Source organism: Enterobacter sp. RHBSTW-00975, assembly GCF_013615235.1.
GTDB classification, from domain to species: Bacteria; Pseudomonadota; Gammaproteobacteria; order Enterobacterales; family Enterobacteriaceae; genus Enterobacter; species Enterobacter ludwigii.
The window spans coordinates 1,603,012-1,623,041 of record NZ_CP055883.1 but is presented as its reverse complement, the minus strand read 5'-3'; the positions used below and the strand labels follow the sequence as shown (position 1 = coordinate 1,623,041).

Annotated in this window: 21 protein-coding genes and 2 tRNA genes; 11 read left to right on the top strand and 12 right to left on the bottom strand. The window is 52.2% G+C overall.

Annotated elements, in window-relative coordinates; all coding sequences use genetic code 11:
* Positions 1-2 precede the first annotated feature (2 nt).
* Both tssC and tssB read right to left on the bottom strand, forming a co-directional pair.
* A complete protein-coding gene (tssC, locus tag HV340_RS07745; protein ID WP_063925131.1) occupies positions 3-1,550 on the bottom strand; it encodes a type VI secretion system contractile sheath large subunit in 1,548 nt (515 codons plus the stop codon).
* A 33-nt stretch (positions 1,551-1,583) separates the two neighbouring features.
* Positions 1,584-2,084, bottom strand: coding sequence for a type VI secretion system contractile sheath small subunit (gene tssB / locus HV340_RS07740; protein WP_025204527.1), 501 nt, complete (start codon positions 2,082-2,084; stop codon positions 1,584-1,586).
* A 727-nt stretch (positions 2,085-2,811) separates the two neighbouring features.
* On the opposite strand from tssB, the gene HV340_RS07735 reads away from it, so the two are divergent.
* Complete coding sequence (locus HV340_RS07735; protein ID WP_311382247.1) at positions 2,812-3,063, top strand: DUF4942 domain-containing protein; 252 nt, start codon at positions 2,812-2,814, stop codon at positions 3,061-3,063.
* A gap of 109 nt (positions 3,064-3,172) precedes the next feature.
* Here HV340_RS07735 and HV340_RS07730 read toward each other — a convergent pair.
* The 3 genes from HV340_RS07730 to HV340_RS07720 form a co-directional block, all read right to left on the bottom strand.
* Positions 3,173-3,260 (bottom strand) — tRNA-Ser (locus HV340_RS07730).
* Positions 3,261-3,394: 134 nt separating this feature from the next.
* A tRNA-Ser gene (locus HV340_RS07725) sits at positions 3,395-3,482 on the bottom strand.
* Between the two features lie 144 nt (positions 3,483-3,626).
* Entirely contained in the window at positions 3,627-5,255 is a 1,629-nt protein-coding gene (locus HV340_RS07720; RefSeq protein ID WP_040017086.1) for an ABC transporter substrate-binding protein, read from the bottom strand.
* A 269-nt stretch (positions 5,256-5,524) separates the two neighbouring features.
* Between HV340_RS07720 and yccA the strand changes: the two genes are divergently transcribed.
* Complete coding sequence (gene yccA / locus HV340_RS07715; RefSeq protein ID WP_014169445.1) at positions 5,525-6,184, top strand: FtsH protease modulator YccA; 660 nt, start codon at positions 5,525-5,527, stop codon at positions 6,182-6,184.
* 88 nt (positions 6,185-6,272) lie between these two features.
* A complete protein-coding gene (gene tusE, locus HV340_RS07710; RefSeq protein ID WP_020884782.1) occupies positions 6,273-6,602 on the top strand; it encodes a sulfurtransferase TusE in 330 nt (109 codons plus the stop codon).
* Here tusE and yccX read toward each other — a convergent pair.
* The 3 genes from yccX to HV340_RS07695 are packed head-to-tail and all read right to left on the bottom strand — an operon-like array spanning position 6,599 to position 8,248.
* Entirely contained in the window at positions 6,599-6,880 is a 282-nt protein-coding gene (gene yccX / locus HV340_RS07705; RefSeq protein WP_020884783.1) for an acylphosphatase, read from the bottom strand. The genes tusE and yccX overlap by 4 nt on opposite strands.
* A gap of 11 nt (positions 6,881-6,891) precedes the next feature.
* The gene (locus HV340_RS07700; RefSeq protein ID WP_078775024.1) at positions 6,892-7,680 is read right to left on the bottom strand and encodes an AraC family transcriptional regulator; all 789 of its coding nucleotides are present in this window, start codon (positions 7,678-7,680) and stop codon (positions 6,892-6,894) included.
* A 10-nt stretch (positions 7,681-7,690) separates the two neighbouring features.
* Positions 7,691-8,248 (bottom strand): kinase inhibitor, encoded by a 558-nt coding sequence (locus HV340_RS07695; protein WP_059306083.1) that lies wholly within the window; start codon positions 8,246-8,248, stop codon positions 7,691-7,693.
* 175 nt (positions 8,249-8,423) lie between these two features.
* Here HV340_RS07695 and rlmI point away from each other — a divergent pair, with 175 nt between their 5' ends.
* Both rlmI and hspQ read left to right on the top strand, forming a co-directional pair.
* On the top strand, positions 8,424-9,614 hold the full coding sequence (gene rlmI / locus HV340_RS07690; protein ID WP_181216415.1) for a 23S rRNA (cytosine(1962)-C(5))-methyltransferase RlmI: 1,191 nt from the start codon (positions 8,424-8,426) through the stop codon (positions 9,612-9,614).
* Between the two features lie 60 nt (positions 9,615-9,674).
* A complete protein-coding gene (hspQ, locus tag HV340_RS07685) occupies positions 9,675-9,992 on the top strand; it encodes a heat shock protein HspQ (RefSeq protein WP_013097248.1) in 318 nt (105 codons plus the stop codon).
* A 34-nt stretch (positions 9,993-10,026) separates the two neighbouring features.
* Here hspQ and HV340_RS07680 read toward each other — a convergent pair whose 3' ends face one another.
* Entirely contained in the window at positions 10,027-10,443 is a 417-nt protein-coding gene (locus HV340_RS07680) for a CoA-binding protein (protein WP_181216414.1), read from the bottom strand.
* A 172-nt stretch (positions 10,444-10,615) separates the two neighbouring features.
* Between HV340_RS07680 and HV340_RS07675 the strand changes: the two genes are divergently transcribed.
* Both HV340_RS07675 and mgsA read left to right on the top strand, forming a co-directional pair.
* A complete protein-coding gene (locus HV340_RS07675; RefSeq protein WP_032679662.1) occupies positions 10,616-11,278 on the top strand; it encodes a DUF2057 family protein in 663 nt (220 codons plus the stop codon).
* Positions 11,279-11,358: 80 nt separating this feature from the next.
* On the top strand, positions 11,359-11,817 hold the full coding sequence (gene mgsA, locus HV340_RS07670; RefSeq protein ID WP_020884788.1) for a methylglyoxal synthase: 459 nt from the start codon (positions 11,359-11,361) through the stop codon (positions 11,815-11,817).
* 59 nt (positions 11,818-11,876) lie between these two features.
* Here mgsA and helD read toward each other — a convergent pair whose 3' ends face one another.
* On the bottom strand, positions 11,877-13,931 hold the full coding sequence (helD, locus tag HV340_RS07665; RefSeq protein WP_063925134.1) for a DNA helicase IV: 2,055 nt from the start codon (positions 13,929-13,931) through the stop codon (positions 11,877-11,879).
* Positions 13,932-14,054: 123 nt separating this feature from the next.
* Here helD and HV340_RS07660 point away from each other — a divergent pair, with 123 nt between their 5' ends.
* On the top strand, positions 14,055-14,501 hold the full coding sequence (locus HV340_RS07660) for a YccF domain-containing protein (RefSeq protein ID WP_014169434.1): 447 nt from the start codon (positions 14,055-14,057) through the stop codon (positions 14,499-14,501).
* A gap of 19 nt (positions 14,502-14,520) precedes the next feature.
* Complete coding sequence (gene yccS, locus HV340_RS07655; protein ID WP_063925135.1) at positions 14,521-16,683, top strand: YccS family putative transporter; 2,163 nt, start codon at positions 14,521-14,523, stop codon at positions 16,681-16,683.
* Here the strand turns inward: yccS and HV340_RS07650 are convergent.
* A complete protein-coding gene (locus HV340_RS07650; RefSeq protein WP_181216413.1) occupies positions 16,640-17,266 on the bottom strand; it encodes a TfoX/Sxy family DNA transformation protein in 627 nt (208 codons plus the stop codon). The genes yccS and HV340_RS07650 overlap by 44 nt on opposite strands.
* A gap of 217 nt (positions 17,267-17,483) precedes the next feature.
* On the opposite strand from HV340_RS07650, the gene sulA reads away from it, so the two are divergent.
* On the top strand, positions 17,484-17,993 hold the full coding sequence (gene sulA, locus HV340_RS07645) for an SOS-induced cell division inhibitor SulA (RefSeq protein ID WP_032677816.1): 510 nt from the start codon (positions 17,484-17,486) through the stop codon (positions 17,991-17,993).
* Positions 17,994-18,347: 354 nt separating this feature from the next.
* Positions 18,348-19,403 carry a porin OmpA gene (gene ompA / locus HV340_RS07640; RefSeq protein ID WP_020884794.1) on the top strand — a complete coding sequence of 352 codons (1,056 nt, stop codon included), beginning with the start codon at positions 18,348-18,350 and terminating at the stop codon, positions 19,401-19,403.
* 69 nt (positions 19,404-19,472) lie between these two features.
* On the opposite strand, the gene matP is transcribed toward ompA, so the two are convergent.
* Positions 19,473-19,925, bottom strand: a complete 453-nt coding sequence (gene matP / locus HV340_RS07635; RefSeq protein WP_014169429.1) for a macrodomain Ter protein MatP — start codon at positions 19,923-19,925, stop codon at positions 19,473-19,475.
* Positions 19,926-20,030 lie beyond the last annotated feature (105 nt).

Sequence of the window (20,030 nt, the reverse complement as noted above, 5' to 3'; positions counted from 1 at the left end):
CCCTATGCTTTGGCTTTCGGCATCTGGGATACCAGTGACAGATTGACGTCCATCCCTTCTACCTGGAAGTGCGGCACGGCGTACAGCTTCACGCGGAAGAAGCCCGGGTTATCTTCGATATCTTCCACCACCACTTTCGCATCGCGCAGTGGGTGGGACGCCTGCAGCTCATCGCCGGGATCGGTCATTTCCGTCACCAGACCGCGAACCCAGGTGTTCAGCTCCAGCTCCAGAAGACGACGATCCTTAGTGGTGCCGATGTTTTCGCGCTGAATGAGCTTCAGGTAGTGCGCAATACGCGACAGCAGGAAGATGTAAGGCAGACGGGCGTTGATGCGGCTGTTGGCAGTAGCATCAGCGGTGTCATACGTGGCCGGCTTCTGCGTGGAGTTCGCCGAGAAGAAACAGCTGTAATCGCGATTCTTGTAGTAGGAAAGTGGAATGAAGCCCAGATTCGCGAACTCAAATTCGCGGGTTTCCGGGATCATCACTTCAGACGGGATTTTTACCTGATTGCCGGTACCGAGGTCGTACAGATGAATAGGCAGGTCCTGAACGGCGCCACCGGCCTGCGGGCCACGAATTTGTACACACCAGCCGTTGTTAATGAAGCTGCGTACCATGTTGGATGCAAAGGCAAACGAGGCGTTGGTCCACAGGTATTTGTCATGATCCGGACCTTTCACTTCTTCGACGTAGTTGAAGCTACGCACAGGTACGGTATCCGGACCATAAGGCAGGCGCCCCAGTACACGCGGCATGACCAGACCGATATAGCGGGAATCATCCGTCTCGCGGAAGGATTTCCACTTGATGTACTCAGCGCGGTCAAAGTAATTACCGATATCTTTAATGGCCGCCACGTCCTCCATGTTGTCTTTCAGGAAGAATTTCGGGCCGGCAGAACCGATAAACGGCATATGTGCAGCAGCAGACACTTTAGAGATGTTGCGCAGCAGGGCTACATCCTGCGCAGACGCATCAAATTCGTAAGCGGAAATCAGCGCAGCAATCGGCTCGCCACCGGGGGTATCATACTCATCAATATATGAATGTTTATACAGCCCGCTTTGGACGATTTCCGGGCAGTCTTCAAAGTCCTGACGCAGGTCTTCTTTAGACATATCCAGTAGTTCAACTTTCACGTTCTGGCGAAAATCGGTTTTGTCGACAAGAGATTTCACACCGCGCCACAGACTTTCTACCGCCTGAAAGTCTTCATGATGCATAACAGCATCAAGCTGACGGCTGATCTGGTAATCCAGTTCCGCGATATGGTGGTCAATCAGGTTTTTATCGAGTTTCTCAACTTTTGAGCCCGCTTTTGTCAGACATTCCAGGAACACCTTCATGCCGGCAGTTAAACGTTCGTCTGCTGTTGCATCCGACATCGCCTGTGCATCCTGCCAGATATCAAGCGCACTTAGCTCAGAGACAGGGTTAAGATTGATTTTTTCAAACAGGGACGCATATACCCCGCCTGCTGCAGGACGTTCAAGCACTACACTCTCGTTACCCGCGGCATTCTCATTTTTTACAGACATCAACATATTCCTTATTAATCCGTTAAAAGCATATGGCCGTTATGGCTGTTTCGGAGCCAGGGCTGAGAGTTCGGCTCTGAGTTCTGCACTTAATGCAGGATCGAGAAGAATTTTTTCCAGCTCTTTTCGGAAAGCCTGGTTATCAAGCAGGTTTGCTTTTAAATCGCGAAGCAAATTGCGCATGGAGAGCATGGCCTTCAGCTGAGGTATTTGCCGCGAAACCTGCTCCGGAGAGAAATCATTAATACTCTGGAATGTCAGATTGATGTTGTCTTCACTGCCATCACCAGCAAGCGTGTTTTTAACGGTAATATTTACGATTGGGGAATATTCGGAAAGTACAGAGTCAAAGTTGTTTTTATTCAGATTAACTTTTTTGCGCTCCGATAGTGGTGCAGTCTCCTGACCATTACTGAAGTCTCCCGCCACCAGTAATTTCAGGGGGAGCTCAGTTTTCTTGCTCGCTCCGCCCGTATGCAAATCAAGCTTTAAATTAATACGTGCCTTGGGTATTTCGGACTGAAAAGAAGAGTTAGACATGGCTATCCCTGTTTTATGGAGTTATAAAAACGGTCAATGCCAGTGAGAAATTAATAAGAAAGGCAAACCCAGCCAGAACAACTTCCAGGCTCACGTCATCGGACGAAAATCAAAACCCCGGAATTAAAAGCGGGCACATTCCATTCACCAGCATATCGACATTGTGTTTTTGAGTATTTGTCTGAAATGAAAAAATTTCGGATAAGACCCAATGGCCGGAGTGTAGGAACGTTCACCACCCGATCGGAAATCAAAAAATGTAACAAAATGTTTCCCATAGAAATTCTGACAGCCAAAGATCATCTTTCTGATTTATAAGAATTTTCTTGCATACCCCTTTAACCCTTATGAAATAAGGGTGTACAGTAAGTGATCAATTTAATTTAGGGACAACTTTGTATAAAATCTCATCAATCACATGAAATATCTGATTTTGTACTTTTATCAAAAAATGAAAGGCAGAACGTGCCTGCCTGTGTGAAAAATTGGCGATATTTACTGGCCTTCACCATTTTTATTATTTATTTAAATGGGTCTTATTATTTTCATCAGAAAAACAAATATCGCAGGGGATTTTTGCATGCCTCGACCCAGTACTCATGATATGTACATCTCAGGTATCGTTCGAGGAGTGGGTACGACCTTGAACAACAACCTGTTCTGTGTAGTTTGAAAAATTCTGAAGGGTGTCGATCGTTCCGTAAGTTATATGCATAAGGGCGTACCTGTGAGGCTGATTCCCTTAGATCGTGTGGCTACATCCGATAACCATGAAAATGTAACCAGACGACTGAATGCTCTCATTGATGAAAACAGGCATTGCAATCGTTATGAAGATGAGATGTTTGCTATTAACTATTTTGAGAAGGGAACGACTCACGTCATTAAACGACCAGATCGGGTGGATAACCCCAATGACATCATCGCTGGCATTATCCTGGAACACCAGGAGCAAGATGTAACAGATGCCGGTTACTAATCCGTCCGATGGATTCTTAGCCCCACCGACACAAGCCAGACGGCAATGGCATACTGAAAACCGACAAAAACAAAAAACCCAGGTCGCATAACGACCTGGGTTTCAAATTTGGCGGAAGCGTAGAGATTCGAACTCTAGAACCCTTTCGGGTCGCCGGTTTTCAAGACCGGTGCCTTCAACCGCTCGGCCACGCTTCCAAAGTGAGGCGCACTATAAACATCTATTAGCGCCTTGTAAAGCAGGAATTTTTCTATTTTTTTTCTGCGGGTGCTATCCATGCCCCTTAAAAGCAAAAAGCCCCGCGATATGACTATCGCAGGGCTTTTATGTCTGGCGGAAGCGCAGAGATTCGAACTCTGGAACCCTTTCGGGTCGCCGGTTTTCAAGACCGGTGCCTTCAACCGCTCGGCCACACTTCCTAAGTGAGGCGAACTATAAACACCTCTCCGCATGCTGTAAAGAGTGACCGCATTCGTTCGCTTTAAAAATAGCCAAAACGCGTTTAATCGGTTGAATAGACAACGTATCGGCCATTTTATCAGCACAAAATTCAGCGTTCATACTCAGTGTTTTTTGATATACATGTCCCTGGTGAAATAGTACCCCAGCTTGTCCGGCGTGAATCCTCCCACCCACGGTTTGACCAGGTGCGTGCGGACATAGTGATAAACCGGAATGGCAGGCACATCGCGCGCCAGCAAATCTTCCGCCTGCTGATAGAACTTACCGCGCTCTGCCGGTGTTTTGGCTTTCGCGGCGTTCACCAGCGCCTGGTCATACTCCGGATTGCTGTACTGGCTGGTGTTTTCGCTGTCACCGGTACGGAAGTTGTTCAGGAAAGTGGCAGCATCGTCGTAATCGGCAATCCAGGCGTAGCGCACTGCGTCAAAGTCGTGGGTATGCATCGTATCGAGCATCGTTTTCCACTCCTGATTTTGCAGCTTCGCCTCCACCCCGAGGTTTTTCTTCCACATAGAGCTGGCGGCAATCGCGATGCGCTGGTGCGATTCAGAGGTGTTATAGAGCAGGTTAAAACGCAGCGGATGGCTGGCGTTAAAGCCGGCTTCGGCCAGCAGCTTTTTCGCTTCTTCGATACGTTTATCCATCGGCCAGTTGGCATAGTCCGGGTTCTGGAGCGTCACACCGCCAATATCTGGCTGGCTGATAAGCCACGCCGGACGCTGCCCCTGCCCTAATACCTTCCCGGCAATGATCTCTTTATCCAGCGCCATGTTCAGCGCCTTACGTACACGCGCGTCGTTGAACGGCGGCCGGGTGGTGTTGAATTCATAGTAATAGGTGGCAAGCTGCGGGGAGACATCCAGCTGGCTACCCAGGGTTTTCTTGAGCTGGGCAAACTGGTTGATCGGCACCGTATAAACAATATCGATTTCACCTGCTTTAAAACGGTTTACATCCGAGGCCTCGGAGGTGATCGGCAGATAGGTCACCTTATTGATAACGGTATGTGCGTTATCCCAGTAGCGCGCGTTACGCTCCGCCACGATGCGCTCGTTAACCACCCACTGCGACAGTTTATACGCTCCGCTGGTGACGATATGCTCCGGTTTGGTCCACTTATCACCAAACCGACCAATCAGCACCTTATCCACCGGCACCAGCGACGGGTGGGCCAGCATGGCAAGGAATGCGGCATTAGGTTGAGTCAGCGTGACCTCAAGCGTAGTATCGTTAATGGCTTTTACACCCAGCGTATCCGGTGCTTTTTTCCCCTGAGCGATATCAGCGGCGTTAACAATATGCATGTTGCCCGGATAGCTGGCATACGGTGAGGCAGTTTTGGGGTCTGTCAGACGCTGCCAGCTCCAGACCACATCCTGCGCGGTAATCGCGGTGCCGTCACTCCATGTGATGCCTGGACGCAGATGAAAAGTCCAGACGGTGTTGTCTTTGTTCTCCCATTTTTCTGCCAGCCGTGGCTGTATTTCGCCAGTCGGAGAAACGCTAACCAGCCCTTCGAAGATATCGCTGATAATATTGAATTCGACATCGCTTTCGACTTTATGCGGGTCGAGTGAGGCCGGTTCATTACCGTTGTTTCTGACCAGTTCCTGTTTATCGGCCAGCTGTGTTCCTGCTGGCACGTTAGCCGCCCAGGTCGCCGTGCTGGCGCACAGGATCCCTGCCGTTAACAAAGAGAGTGTAAAGCGCGTGCGTGCTTGTGGTTTCATTTCCTTCGCCTTATTGTCTGTTTTTTGACGATCCGGAAATAACACTTAGCGCTCAACGTGTAATAACGCAATATTTTTCAGTAACCTATAAGAGCTTGATCTGAATAAATGAAGCAAACCGTTGTTCATTCTGCTGAAAAGGTTTTCTGAAGAATAAACAACCAGCAGTAACGCTAACGTCCTGAGTAAAGATGGGTAAAACCACTTTGAGACTGGCGCGCCGTTTCCTATTCTTTCCGCTAATTACATCTGTCATAAGAGAGTGACTCATGGATCGTATAATTACTTCTTCACGCGACCGCACATCGCTACTCAGTACCCACAAGGTGCTGCGCAATACCTATTTCATGCTCAGCCTGACGCTGGCATTCTCGGCGATGACCGCAACGGCCAGCACCGTGCTGATGCTGCCGTCACCGGGTCTGATCCTGACGCTGGTGGGGATGTATGGTCTGATGTTCCTGACCTACAAAACTGCTGATAAACCGGTGGGTATTCTGTCCGCGTTCGCCTTTACGGGTTTCCTGGGCTATATCCTGGGGCCCATCCTTAACGCCTATCTGTCCGCCGGTATGGGCGACGTGATTGGCATGGCGCTGGGCGGTACCGCGCTGGTGTTCTTCTGCTGTTCGGCCTACGTGCTGACCACCCGTAAGGATATGTCCTTCCTCGGCGGTATGCTGATGGCCGGTATCGTGGTGGTGCTGGTAGGTATGGTGGCAAACATCTTCCTGCAGCTGCCAGCCCTGCACCTGGCGATCAGCGCCGTGTTTATTCTGATTTCATCTGGCGCAATCCTGTATGAAACCAGCAACATCATTCACGGCGGTGAGACGAACTACATCCGCGCCACCGTGAGCCTGTATGTATCGCTGTACAACATCTTTGTCAGCCTGTTGAGCATCCTGGGCTTCGCCAGCCGCGATTAATCAACAATGCTGTGAACCAGAGCCCCGCTTATGCGGGGCTTTGTTTTTTGGTACACTGCTGCGGTTTTTGACTGACGCGTGAATGACTATGTTGAGTTTTGAAGGTAAAGAGATTGAAACTGATAACGACGGTTATCTGAAAGAGAGCAGCCAGTGGAGCGAGCCGCTGGCGGAAAAAATCGCCGAAAACGAAGGTATCGCCCTCTCCCCGGAACACTGGGAAGTGGTGCGTTTTGTGCGCGAATTCTATCTCGAATTCAACACCTCCCCGGCGATCCGCATGCTGGTCAAGGCGATGGCCAATAAATTCGGTGAAGAGAAAGGCAACAGCCGTTACCTGTATCGCCTGTTCCCGAAAGGCCCGGCAAAACAGGCCACCAAAATCGCCGGCCTGCCAAAACCGGTGAAATGCATTTAGTAGCGAATACCGAAGTTAACGTATTCCCGGCCGGGTTGATGGGGTTCGGTTAAAACCTTATCAACCCGCGCGCTGCGCGGCCCACCAGCTTTCAGCCATGCCACCAGCTTTTCAACCTGCTCCGCATCACCACAGGCAACGACCTCAACGCTGCCATCATCCCTGTTTCGCGCGTATCCCGTGAGCCCCAGCTGCATAGCTTCGCGCTGCGTGCTGTAACGGAATCCGACGCCCTGAACCATGCCGTGTACCCAGGCAATTGTGCAGATTTTTGACATTTTTCTACTCCTTAACGTAGCGTTTTCGGCAAACAGCCATAATGTTGCCGGAAACGGGCAGTAAAACGAGAGCTGGAAAGATAACCACATTGTAATGCGATTTCGCCAATAGGTAACCGGGTTGACTGTAAGTGTGACAGCGCAACGGCCATCCTCACCTCCTCAACAATCTGGCGAAAACTCTGCGACTCTTCGCGTAACCGTCTGCGTAGCGTCGGCACGCTTAATGCCAGGCGGCTGGCAACATCCTGTGCAGTCCAGGCCCTGGCAGGCGACAGCATGATGAACTGCCGCACCTGCTCGGACAGGTGGCTATTACGCTCTATAAGCAACGGCCCTGCGACGCCGTCATGTAGCAATGCCAGCAAAAGGCCGAAAGCCTGATGCTTTTGTAACGCCTCCGGTAAATCCTGACGCACGGCATGCAGCAGGTTACCCCACATAAATGCCAGCCCCTCACTCAGGGGAGCACAGAGGGAATGTAATTCTGTGCGCGGCCAGGATTTCAGGTAATGCGTTTTAAACTCCGCCAGAAGCTCCGGTGACAACATCAATAAGTCAGAACGAAAGAGACCATTCGCGGGTTGATTTATGATCTCCAGCGGCGTATTGGCGGGAATAATGATCAGCGACGCTTTCGTCGCCACCAGGCGGTTATCGTCCTGAACAATCACTTTACTGCCGTGAGTGATATGGCAAATGGCAGGAAGAAAGAGTTTAACCTGGTGCAGGTGATGCATTTTACTGGCGCTCACTTCACCAGCCGTCAAATGTTTATGTTGAAACTGGACTCCCTGCACCATGCCATCCTTATCTGCTGTAGGTAACGGTTAAGCTGGCCTTCGCCAGGACGTGACTGTTAAGCATAAAACCCACCAGCGCGCCGCTGGCATTCCTGTCGACAGGCAATTTATCCACATCCAGCGCCCAGACGGTAAACTGATAACGGTGCGGCTTATCCCCTTTGGGCGGACATGCGCCGCCGAAACCAGAATAACCGAAATCATTACGCCCCTGCACAACCCCGGCCGGTAATGTCTCACCCTTCGGGTTTCCGGCATCGGCGGGAAGCGCCAGCGTCTGGAGGGGAATATTGACCACCGTCCAGTGCCACCATCCACTTCCGGTAGGGGCATCAGGGTCAAATACCGTGACTGCAAAACTTTTCGTCCCGACAGGCGGATTTTTCCACGCCAGTTGTGGAGAGTGATTCCCACCGTGACACCCAAACCCGTCAAACACCTGCTGTTGCGACAACGGGCGTTCACTGGCCAGATCCTGACTGCTGATGGTGAAAGACGATGCCGCTAAAACATGAAAACTGACCACCGCCAGGGTGGTTACTGCTATCGCAAGGCGCTTTCTCATTTGTGTTTCCCTTTGCTGTACCGGAAACCCTACTGTAAAGCCCACTGCAGTGCAGCACTGTGCCTAAGCGATTTGATTTTGTGCCGAAACGCTCAAAGGCATCCGCAGATGATTGCGACTTGCTGAATGTGCTACTCTACGCGCCATTTCCCTGGAATCGACAGAATAGCAAATTATGAGTGTACGTTTAGTGTTAGCCAAAGGGCGCGAGAAGTCATTATTGCGCCGCCATCCCTGGGTCTTTTCCGGTGCAGTAGCCCGTATGGAAGGCAAAGCCAGCCTCGGAGAGACCATCGATATCGTTGACCATCAGGGGAAATGGTTAGCGCGAGGCGCATATTCGCCAGCGTCCCAAATCCGCGCTCGCGTCTGGACCTTTGATAAAGATGAAACGATCGATATTGATTTCTTCGTTCGTCGTTTACAGCAGGCGCAGCAGTGGCGTGAGTGGCTGGCAAAGCGTGACGGTCTGGACAGCTACCGTGTGATTGCCGGTGAGTCTGACGGTCTGCCTGGCGTGACGATCGACCGCTTCGGTAACTTCCTGGTACTGCAACTGTTAAGCGCAGGGGCTGAATATCAACGTGCTGCGCTGATCAGCGCGTTGCAATCGGTTTTCCCGGAATGCGCCATTTATGACCGCAGCGATGTGGCAGTGCGCAAAAAAGAGGGCATGGAGCTGACGCAAGGTCCGGTCACTGGTGAACTGCCGCCTGCCCTGTTGCCAATCGAAGAGCACGGTATGAAGCTGCTGGTGGATATCCAGGGCGGCCATAAAACGGGTTACTACCTGGACCAGCGTGACAGCCGCCTGGCCACTCGCCAGTATGTTGCCGACAAACGCGTGCTGAACTGCTTCTCCTATACCGGCGGTTTCGCCGTCTCGGCGCTGATGGGCGGCTGTGCCCAGGTTGTCAGCGTTGATACCTCTCAGGAAGCGCTGGACGTGACGAAACAAAACGTCGAGCTGAACAAGCTGGATCTGAGCAAAGCCGAGTTTGTTCGCGATGACGTCTTCAAGCTGCTGCGTAAGTATCGCGATCAGGGCGAGAAATTCGACGTCATCGTGATGGATCCACCGAAGTTTGTGGAGAACAAAAGTCAGCTGATGGGTGCCTGCCGCGGCTATAAGGATATCAACATGCTGGCCATCCAGCTGCTGAACCCGGGTGGAGTGCTTCTCACCTTCTCCTGCTCCGGACTGATGACCACAGATTTATTTCAGAAAATCATCGCTGATGCCGCAATAGATGCTGGTCGTGATGTACAATTTATAGAACAGTTCCGTCAGGCAGCCGATCACCCGGTGATCGCTACCTACCCGGAAGGGCTGTATCTGAAAGGGTTTGCCTGTCGCGTCATGTAACTTGAAAAGAGAAATATTGCCCGCACATAACGTGTAAGTAGTGTTTCCCGGGAGGTGACTATGATTGCCAGCAAATTCGGTATCGGCCAGCAGGTCCGCCACACTTTGCTAGGGTATTTGGGTGTGGTCGTGGATATCGACCCGGAGTATTCCCTTGATGAACCGTCAGCGGATGAGCTGGCGGTTAACGCAGAGCTTCGCGCCGCGCCCTGGTATCATGTGGTGATGGAGGGGGATGATGGACAACCCGTTCACACCTACCTTGCTGAAGCGCAGCTGAGTAGCGAACTGCAGGATGAGCATCCAGAGCAACCCACGATGGATGAACTTGCTCAGACTATCCGCAAACAGTTACAGGCCCCGCGCCTGCGGAACTAAGCGTGTAAAAAAAGCCCGATAAACGGGCTTTTTTTTATGACTTCGCCAGCCCCAGACGGGGAATCTCAATCGCCGGACATCGGTCCATTACCACCGTCAGACCGGCTTCTCGCGCCAGCACCGCCGCCTGCTCGTTAATGACACCCAACTGCATCCACAGCGTTTTCGCGCCGATGGCGATGGCCTCTTGTGCCACTCCCCACGCCGCCTCGGAATTGCGGAAAACATCCACCATGTCGACTTTTTCAGGTACCTCCTTCAGCGTGGCGTATCCCTGCTGACCGAGTAAGGTTTTACCGGCCACTTTCGGCGACACAGGGATGACGTGATAGCCCTGATCGAGAAGGTACTTCATCACCCGGTAGCTTGGGCGATCCGGTTTATCGCTTGCCCCTACCAGTGCAATCGTGCGCGTCGATGTCAGAATCTCGGCAATTTCGTTCTCTTTCATGGTTTTCCTCCAGGCTTTTTTATGAGTGTACGTCAAAGCGCACATCTCAACCATGCATCCCATGCAGATGCATGAGGGCAAAACGGCAGAATATGTCTATATGTTAGTAAACGTGATTATCGAAATATTTGGATACATTACCGCGGCCGAGTCATTTCAACAGGAGCCCTCTATGAAAACCGGCATTGCCACTGCTGTGATTGCGTTAGTGATGCCAGTTTGCGTCTTTGCGACCACGCTACGGCTTACAACGGATATTGATCTGCTGGTGCTGGACGGAAAAAAAGTGTCCAGTTCCTTGTTGCGCGGTGCGGACAGCATCGAACTTGATAATGGGCCACACCAGCTGGTATTGCGGGTAGAAAAAACCATCGGCCTCGCTAATCATGAACAACGCATGTATATCTCTGCGCCGCTGATTGTCAGCTTTAATACCCAGCGGGTCAGTCAGGTGAACATTACCCTCCCGCGTCTTGAAACCGAAAAAGAGTCGGCGGCCTTTGACGCCTCTCCGCGCCTTGAACTGCTGGACGGGGATTCAATGCCGATTCCGGTAAAACTCGATATTCTGGCGTTAACCTCGTCCCCGAAAGGCACCGATTACGAGGCCGCGACCGAAATCTATAACAAGGCGGGCAAACGCGCTTCCCTTCCACAGTTTGCCACCAGGATGGCCGACGACAGTACGCTGCTGTCCGGTGTCTCAGAGCTGGATGTTATTCCGCCACAGTCCCAGACGCTGACGGAACAGCGTCTTAAATTCTGGTTCCAGCAGGCCGATCCTGAGACCCGGGCCCGTTTTTTACAGTGGGTAAAGCAACAACCTTCATCATAAGCCACATTTTTTTCGCCTTTCTCTTGCAGCGTCAGGCGGTTCCCGTCATCGTGTAGTCAGTTAACCTGATGGATAAGATTATGGAACTGACAACACGCACGCTACCGGAACGCAAACACATTGCTCTGGTTGCGCACGATCACTGTAAACAAATGCTGCTTAACTGGGTTCGCCGCCATCAGCCATTGCTGGAAAAGCATGCTCTCTCAGCGACCGGGACAACCGGTAACCTGATCCACCGCGAAACGGGTCTGGAGGTCAATGCCATGCTGAGCGGCCCGATGGGCGGCGACCAGCAGGTCGGCGCTCAGATCTCTGAAGGGAAAATTGATGTACTGATTTTCTTCTGGGATCCGCTGAATGCGGTTCCGCACGACCCGGATGTCAAAGCCCTGCTGCGTCTGGCAACGGTATGGAATATTCCGGTGGCGACGAACCTGTCGACGGCAGATTTCATCATTGAATCACCACACTTCAACTCACCGGTTGAGATCCTGATCCCGGATTATCAGCGCTATCTTTCCGAAAGACTGAAGTAGTTTTTTGCCCGGTGGCGACATGCTTACCGGGCCTGCAATATTACCGCTCCGCTATCCCGTTAAGGCTTCCTCACCACTGGCACATCAATACTCTTCAGAATATCGACAAACACCGACGGCTCCTCTTTGTTGAACAGCAGCCACACGCGATGACGCGCGCGGGTCATCGCCACGTACAGCAAACGCCGCTCTTCGGCGTCCGGAAAATCTTCCGGGACCGGCAGTAATGCCTGTTCCATTACCGACTCTCGTGCCGGAGCCGGGAAACCATCGCTCCCCTCTTTAAGCCCCATCACTATCACATAGTCGGCCTGCTGTCCTTTGCTGGCGTGGATGGTCATAAAATCGAGCTGCAGCTTCGGCCAGCGGGTCGCGGCTTTTTCCAGCGCCGCAGGCTTAAGATGGTGATAGCGTGCCAGCACCAGAATACGTTCATCCGGCTTCGCATAGCCGCTCAGTTTGTCCAGCAGCGGCTCCAGCTGATCGTCCGCCAGCAGGGTAACGGCTTTTTTGTCCCCGGCCCGGAGGCTATTTAGCGGTTTTGCCAGCTGATGCGGGTTCTGCTGGATAAAGCGGTTAGCAACTTCACCAATCCGGGAATTAAAGCGGTAGGTGGTATCCAGATCGCTGCGATCGCCTTCGCCAAAATAGTGATGGAATGCAGTCGTCAGGGAGAGCTGTGCCCCGCTGAAGCGATAGATAGCCTGCCAGTCATCGCCCACCGCAAACAGCGAGGTATGTTTATTTTGCGCCCTTAACGCCGAGAGCAGCGCGGCACGTTGCGGCGAGATATCCTGGAATTCATCCACCAGGATATGCTTCCACGGGCTGACAAAACGGCCCTTCTCAAGAATGATAATGGCCTGATGGATCAAACCGGAGAAATCGACGGCATTTTCCTCTTTCAGCGCGGTTTTCCAGGCTTTCAGCATCGGGGCCATCAGCTTAACCCGCTTCGAAAACAGGGCGCGGATCGTCTCCGGCGCGCTTTCAATCATCTCGGCTTGCGATCCGCCGTGCATCCGCATCAGGCTAACCCAGCGGTCGAGGCGAGAGCCCAGGCGACGAGCCAGTTTTTCATCCTGCCAGAAATTGCCTTCCGGTACGTCCCAGTTGAGTTCTTCTTCCAGCCACTGACGCCACCCTTTAGCCTGCGCCTTTTTCTCACTGCACTGCTGACGCCACGTTTTAATGAACAACGCCTGACGCGCCTGCGTGTCGTTTTCCAGCTTGCTGATGGCAGGCACTTTTTTACTGCCCTGCTGAATGATATGCAGCGCCAGGGCATGGAAGGTTCTGGCGGTAATATCCCGGGTATGCAGGCGTTCCTGTATGCGTTCGTCCATCTCCTCGGCTGCCTTACGGCCAAACGCCAGCAACAGTATCTGGTCGGCAACAGCCTCACCCGTTGTCAGTAGCCAACCCGCACGGGCCACCAGCACCGACGTTTTGCCGCTTCCGGCACCCGCCAGCACCAGCAGGGAGTGCTCGCCGTTAACCACGGCGCGCGCCTGTGCAGGGTTAAGCGGTGAAGATTCAACCGTGCTGAAAAAGTCGGCATAACGGGTCAGCATGGCATCTGTCCACGCCTGGTTGTGCGCCAGCCGGCTCTTGTCTGTATCGCCAAGCCAGGCCTGACACTGACGCCAGGCGTCACGGCAATTGTCGAACTCGTCAAGACGCGTCACGGATAACGGCAGTGCCGCCAGCGCCTGCCTGATCTTTTGCTGCAACCCGGCCGTCTGCTGGCAGGTGAGCCACGTTTGTTGCTCGTTACTTTGTGCAATATCGTTCAGTACCTGCTGCAGTACCTGAGCGGCAATCACGCTCATATCCTGGCTCCACTGCTGCCAGAGCATATTCAGGTGATGATGGAAGCGCTGGGTCTCAGCCCACTCGGTACCGTGAAGGCGCACGACTTTATCGTCAGGCAGGACAAACTCCAGTTCGCCCCAGACCAACCCGCGTTTACAGTGGATAGCCAGCAGTTGATTAAACGGAATGAGGTATTCGTGGCGTTCTCCGGAGACTTTCACTCCGGCATTAAGGAGGACAACCCTGTCGTAGGGGTGTTGCGCCAGGCGTTTGCCTAATGATGTTGCTTTCAGTTCCATGTCCAGCCGAATCCACGAAGAGATAATTTACCTGACAGTTTAACTGCCAGTTTTAAGGTGCTCCAGCCTAAAAAAACGTTACAATCACTGGGCGTTAATCATATCGAAAGGAACTGAGGGTTTATGCGTACTGTTCTGAATGTTTTGAATTTTGTGTTAGGCGGTTTTGCCACCACTCTTGCCTGGCTTTTTGCCACGCTGGTGAGCATCGTCCTTATTTTTACGCTCCCCCTGACCCGCTCCTGCTGGGAAATCACCAAACTCTCTTTCATCCCGTACGGGAATGAAGCCGTCCACATTGACGAACTGAACCCGGAGAGCAAAAACGCACTGCTGAACACGGGAGGCACGGTCCTCAATATTCTGTGGCTGGTTTTCTTCGGCTGGTGGCTGTGTGTGATGCATATCTTTGCCGGTATTGCCCAGTGCATATCCATTATTGGTATTCCGGTGGGGATCGCGAACTTTAAGATTGCCGCCATCGCGCTTTGGCCAGTCGGGCGCAGGGTCGTTCCGGTAGAAGTGGCACAGGCAGCACGTGAAGCAAACGCGCGTCGTCGTTTTCAGTAAATAAGGACTGGCCGTGCTTATGCTAAGCCCACTGCTTCGCCGTTATACCTGGAACAGCATCTGGCTTTATAACGTCAGAATATTTATCGCACTTTGCGGCACGGTTGCCCTGCCGTGGTGGCTGAATGACGTAAAACTCACCATCCCGCTCACGCTGGGAGTGGTTGCGGGGGCGCTGGCGGATCTGGACGATCGCCTTGCCGGGCGCCTGCGTAATCTTGTAATTACGCTGGTCTGTTTTTTTATCGCGTCAGCCTCCGTGGAGCTGCTCTTCCCCTGGCCCTGGCTGTTTGCCATTGGCCTTACGCTCTCTACCAGCGGGTTTATTTTGCTTGGCGGCCTTGGGCAGCGCTATGCCACTATCGCCTTTGGTGCCCTGCTGATCGCCATTTACACCATGCTGGGTGTTTCCCTTTACGATCAATGGTACCAGCAACCCATATTGCTGTTGCTGGGGGCCATCTGGTATAACCTGCTGACGTTAACCGGGCATCTTATTTTTCCGGTTCGCCCTCTTCAGGACAACCTTGCCCGCAGCTTTGAGCAACTGGCCCACTATCTTGAGCTAAAATCCCGGCTCTTCGATCCGGATATCGAGGAGGAGAGCCAGTCTCCGCTCTACGATTTGGCTCTGGCCAACGTTCAACTGGTCGCCACACTTAACCAGACGAAAGCCTCACTGCTTACCCGTCTGCGGGGCGATCGCGGTCAGCGCGGAACGCGAAGAACCTTGCACTACTATTTCGCGGCGCAGGATATACATGAGCGTGCCAGCTCCTCGCACGTTCAGTATGCTGCCCTGCGCGAGAAGTTCCGCTACAGCGACGTGATGTTCCGCTTCCAGCGCCTGCTGTCGATGCAGTCTCAGGCATGCCAGCAGCTGGCACGCTCCATTTTGCTGCGTACGCCCTATCAACATGATCCGCGCTTCGAACGCGTATTTAGCCATCTTGATGCGGCGCTCGATCGCGTTCAGGCCAGTGGAACGTCGCCGGAACATATTAAAGCACTGGGATTTTTGCTGAATAACCTGCGGGCGATAGATGCTCAGCTGGCTACCATTGAATCCGAGCAGGCGATGGCGCTCCCCGATAAAGATGTGGAGAATCAGCTTGCTGATGACAGCGTGCATAGCTTCAGCGATATGTGGCTGCGACTGAGCCGCAACTTTACGCCAGAATCTGCACTGTTTCGCCATGCGGTGAGGATGTCACTGGTGCTGTGCGTGGGTTATGCCATCATTCAGATAACCGGGTTACATCACGGTTACTGGATCCTGCTGACCAGCCTGTTTGTTTGCCAGCCAAACTATAACGCCACCCGCCACCGCCTTGCGCTACGTATTATTGGTACGCTGGTGGGCGTCGCTATTGGGCTGCCGGTGCTCTATTTCGTGCCCTCTGTCGAAGGCCAGCTGATCCTGATCGTGATCACCGGTGTGTTGTTCTTCGCCTTTCGTAATGTGCAGTATGCGCATGCCACAATGTTCATCACGCTGCTGGTGCTACTCTGCTTTAACCTGCTGGGTGAAGGATTTGAAGTGGCCCTGCCCCGCGTGATAGATACGCTGATTGGCTGCGCTATCGCCTGGGCGGCGGTCAGTTTTATCTGGCCGGACTGGCGGTTCCGTAATTTACCGCGTGTGGTAGACAGGGCGATGAACGCGAACTGTCGATACCTTGATGCCATCCTTGAGCAGTATCATCAGGGTCGCGATAACCGTCTGGCTTATCGTATCGCACGCCGCGATGCGCATAACTGTGATGCTGAACTGGCTTCGGTGGTCTCTAACATGTCCACGGAGCCTCGCGCCACGGCAGAAATTCGGGAAACGGCTTTCCGCCTGCTCTGTCTGAACCATACCTTCACCAGCTATATTTCGACGCTGGGTGCCCACCGTGAGAAATTGACTCACCCGGCCATCCTCGCCCTGCTGGATGATGCCGTATGCTATGTCGATGACGCGCTTCATCACCGACCAGCCGATGAGCCTCGCGTCCAACACGCGCTGGATGAACTGGCTCAGCGTATTACGCATATTGACCCGGGAAGCGACAGCAAAGCACCGCTGGTTCTTCAGCAGATTGGCCTCCTTATCGCTCTGCTGCCAGAAATTTGCCGACTGCAACTGCAGATCGCTACCTGGAGGAGTGATTCTCCTGTGGCTCAGGCAGCGCATTAAACCACTCCGTTAACTCCCGGCGAATTCCCGCCGGGAGTGCCGCTTCATGAAGTCCGGCGATGGCCCCTTCCAGTGCGAAGAGCACTTTAATGCTGAGCGCTTTATTCTTCGCCCGCATCTTCAGCCAGCTCGCACGGGCCCCCAGCTCCCGCAGCGTCTCTTCATCAGTAATTCCGGCTTCAAAGAGCAGCACTTCAAGCTGAAAGGTGAGATTGGGCAAGTCCTTGAGGCGGTTTCGCCGATCACGCTGCGAACGCTCTTTTCGTGCCGCATTGAGCGCGAACGAGGAGAGCTGAAGCAGCCGTTCTCTGTCCTGCCACAGTCCGTCATCGACACGATAATAATTGAGCAGCACCGGGCGACCCCGTTTCATCAGGGTTAAGAATGATAAGGCATTTTTTACACAGTATTTTGCACTTTCCTCACAGGCCCGGAGATACAGCTCCCCGTCGGAGACCATAGCGAAGACGGCATCATCTACGGCCAGGGTATACCCACCGAACAGCGCACGATGGTGGATTTCACCTAAGGGTGAAAGGTATTCCTGGGATTTATAAATCCGTTCATAAGATATCTTTTTCATGACATTTCCCTTCAAAATCATAAAGTAACAACGAAATTTCTTACTAGCGGATCCGTTAGCAGGAAAATAGGCAACTTATCGTCGTTGAGCAAGATGATTTTTCCAGGCGCATCAATAATGAATGAAATTTGCGAGTCGCTTTCCGAAAATGAGGTTGATCTTTATGCATACAGGGGTTACTGTATATCCATACAGTAACTACAGGGCTGGAATGAATATGTACACTTCAGGCTATGCAAATCGCTCAACCTCTCTCTCTTCTTCCGCTGGCAATGTCACGCAGAATTCCACCGGGCGTGTTTCGACAGGGCTTATCAGTGAAGTGGTTTATCGTGAAGACCAGCCCCTGCTCACTCAACTTCTGCTGTTGCCGTTATTACAACAGCTTGGTCAGCAGTCGCGCTGGCAGCTTTGGCTGACGCCTCAACAAAAACTGAGCCGTGAATGGGTGCAGTCCGCGGGCCTGCCGCTGACAAAGGTCATGCAAATTAACCAACTCTCTCCCTGCGATACTGTGGAATCGATGATCCGGGCGTTACGTACGGGGAATTATAGCGTGGTGATTGGATGGTTATCAGACGAATTGACCGATGAGGAACATTTTCGACTGACGGAAGCGGCTGAAGAAGGTAGTGCGATCGGGTTGATCATGCGTCCGGTTCGACCAGATTCTTATCGCAGAGGACAACTTTCTGGCCTAAAAATTCACTCAAATTTGTATCATTGAGGAAAATTAAGATTATTCCTGGAATTTTTTTTGACCACAAGATGCGATTTTAGTTCCAGGCGCCAAAACTGCGGCAAGGCTTGTCTGGTGCGGTTCTCCTTAATTTTATTGCACAAAACTCGTTCGAAAAATGTTAAATAATCGGTATACGGAACTTTTTTTTTCATATGCCTGACGGACTTCACACTTGTAAGTTTTCAGCTACGTTGTAGACTTTACATCGCCAGGGGTGCTCGGCCTAAGCCGAAGATATCGGTAGATTTATATTTGACCACGCCCCCCGGTGAAGGATTTAACCGTGAATCTCTATTGAGACCTTCATGGCGAATTTTGGATGATAACGAGGCGCAAAAAATGAAAAAGACAGCTATCGCGATTGCAGTGGCACTGGCTGGCTTCGCTACCGTAGCGCAGGCCGCTCCGAAAGATAATACCTGGTATGCAGGTGGTAAACTGGGCTGGTCTCAGTTCCATGACACCGGCTGGTACAACAGCAGCCTGAACAACGATGGCCCTACTCACGAGAGCCAGCTTGGTGCAGGTGCGTTCGGTGGCTATCAGGTTAACCCGTATGTTGGTTTTGAAATGGGTTACGACTGGTTAGGTCGTATGCCATACAAAGGCGACAACGTAAACGGCGCTTTTAAAGCTCAGGGCGTACAGCTGACCGCTAAACTGGGTTACCCAGTAACTGACGATCTGGACGTGTACACTCGTCTGGGCGGCATGGTATGGCGCGCTGACTCCAGCAACAGCATCGCTGGCGACGACCATGACACCGGTGTTTCCCCAGTATTCGCTGGTGGCGTTGAGTGGGCTATGACCCGTGATATCGCTACCCGTCTGGAATACCAGTGGGTTAACAACATCGGCGACGGCAACACCGTTGGTGTTCGTCCGGACAACGGCATGCTGAGCGTAGGTGTTTCCTACCGTTTCGGCCAGCAGGAAGATGCAGCGCCAATCGTTGCTCCAGCGCCGGCTCCAGCTCCAGAAGTACAGACCAAGCACTTCACTCTGAAGTCTGACGTTCTGTTCAACTTCAACAAAGCTACCCTGAAACCAGAAGGTCAGCAGGCACTGGATCAGCTGTACACCCAGCTGAGCAACCTGGATCCTAAAGACGGTTCTGTAGTGGTTCTGGGCTTCACCGACCGTATCGGTTCTGACGCTTACAACCAGAAACTGTCTGAGAAACGTGCTCAGTCTGTTGTTGATTACCTGATCTCTAAAGGTATCCCAGCTAACAAGATCTCCCCACGTGGTATGGGCGAAGCTAACCCAGTTACTGGCAACACCTGTGACAACGTTAAAGCTCGCGCTGCACTGATCGACTGCCTGGCTCCAGATCGTCGCGTAGAGATCGAAGTTAAAGGCATCAAAGACGTTGTAACTCAGCCAGCGGCATAAGTTATCGTCTTATAAAAAAACCCCGCACTGCGGGGTTTTTTATTATCTGAATCTGAAGAAAACAAAAATCTATTTCTTACCCAACAGAGCCTGAAGATCATTCTTCAGCGTCGACATCTGGTTGGCGTACTTCTCTTTATGCTCGGCATCTTCAATCAACTGCACTATCGTTTCTGACAGCGTTTTCCCACGCCGTTGCGCAAGCCCTGCCAGACGTTGCCAGACCATAAACTCAAGGTCGATGGATTTTTTGCGAGTGTGCTGATGCTCCGCATTAAAATGCCGTTTGCGACGCGCACGAATAGTTTGCTTCATCCGGTTTAACAACGCAGGATTAATGTGTTTCTCAATCCAGCCGTTAACTTGTACCGGTTCATTTTCGAGGGTCAGCAAAATATCCACGGCTTCTTGCGCTGCGCTGGCTTCGATGTAGCAGGTGATCAGCTCCCCTTCACGGTGCTTTTTGACCAGGTACTTCCATTTCCAGCCGCTTTCGAGATTTTCCAGTTGTTGATATTTCATTGCGATCTCAGTGTTACCACGTAACTCTGTTCAGAATATCAGTTTTTTGGCAATCTGCTGAAAAGAAATCATATCCTGTGAGTGAATGCAGCCAATCACCCTGCC

Coding starts and splice junctions, on each gene's coding strand:
- matP (WP_014169429.1), bottom strand. CDS start 19,925: ATGAAATATCAACAACTGGAAAATCTCGAAAGCGGCTGGAAATGGAAG.
- helD (WP_063925134.1), bottom strand. CDS start 13,931: ATGGAACTGAAAGCAACATCATTAGGCAAACGCCTGGCGCAACACCCC.
- tssC (WP_063925131.1), bottom strand. CDS start 1,550: ATGTTGATGTCTGTAAAAAATGAGAATGCCGCGGGTAACGAGAGTGTA.
- mgsA (WP_020884788.1), top strand. CDS start 11,359: ATGGAACTGACAACACGCACGCTACCGGAACGCAAACACATTGCTCTG.
- HV340_RS07675 (WP_032679662.1), top strand. CDS start 10,616: ATGAAAACCGGCATTGCCACTGCTGTGATTGCGTTAGTGATGCCAGTT.
- yccX (WP_020884783.1), bottom strand. CDS start 6,880: ATGTCAAAAATCTGCACAATTGCCTGGGTACACGGCATGGTTCAGGGC.
- yccA (WP_014169445.1), top strand. CDS start 5,525: ATGGATCGTATAATTACTTCTTCACGCGACCGCACATCGCTACTCAGT.
- HV340_RS07660 (WP_014169434.1), top strand. CDS start 14,055: ATGCGTACTGTTCTGAATGTTTTGAATTTTGTGTTAGGCGGTTTTGCC.
- hspQ (WP_013097248.1), top strand. CDS start 9,675: ATGATTGCCAGCAAATTCGGTATCGGCCAGCAGGTCCGCCACACTTTG.
- ompA (WP_020884794.1), top strand. CDS start 18,348: ATGAAAAAGACAGCTATCGCGATTGCAGTGGCACTGGCTGGCTTCGCT.
- sulA (WP_032677816.1), top strand. CDS start 17,484: ATGTACACTTCAGGCTATGCAAATCGCTCAACCTCTCTCTCTTCTTCC.
- rlmI (WP_181216415.1), top strand. CDS start 8,424: ATGAGTGTACGTTTAGTGTTAGCCAAAGGGCGCGAGAAGTCATTATTG.
- yccS (WP_063925135.1), top strand. CDS start 14,521: ATGCTAAGCCCACTGCTTCGCCGTTATACCTGGAACAGCATCTGGCTT.
- HV340_RS07720 (WP_040017086.1), bottom strand. CDS start 5,255: ATGAAACCACAAGCACGCACGCGCTTTACACTCTCTTTGTTAACGGCA.
- HV340_RS07650 (WP_181216413.1), bottom strand. CDS start 17,266: ATGAAAAAGATATCTTATGAACGGATTTATAAATCCCAGGAATACCTT.
- HV340_RS07680 (WP_181216414.1), bottom strand. CDS start 10,443: ATGAAAGAGAACGAAATTGCCGAGATTCTGACATCGACGCGCACGATT.
- tusE (WP_020884782.1), top strand. CDS start 6,273: ATGTTGAGTTTTGAAGGTAAAGAGATTGAAACTGATAACGACGGTTAT.
- HV340_RS07695 (WP_059306083.1), bottom strand. CDS start 8,248: ATGAGAAAGCGCCTTGCGATAGCAGTAACCACCCTGGCGGTGGTCAGT.
- tssB (WP_025204527.1), bottom strand. CDS start 2,084: ATGTCTAACTCTTCTTTTCAGTCCGAAATACCCAAGGCACGTATTAAT.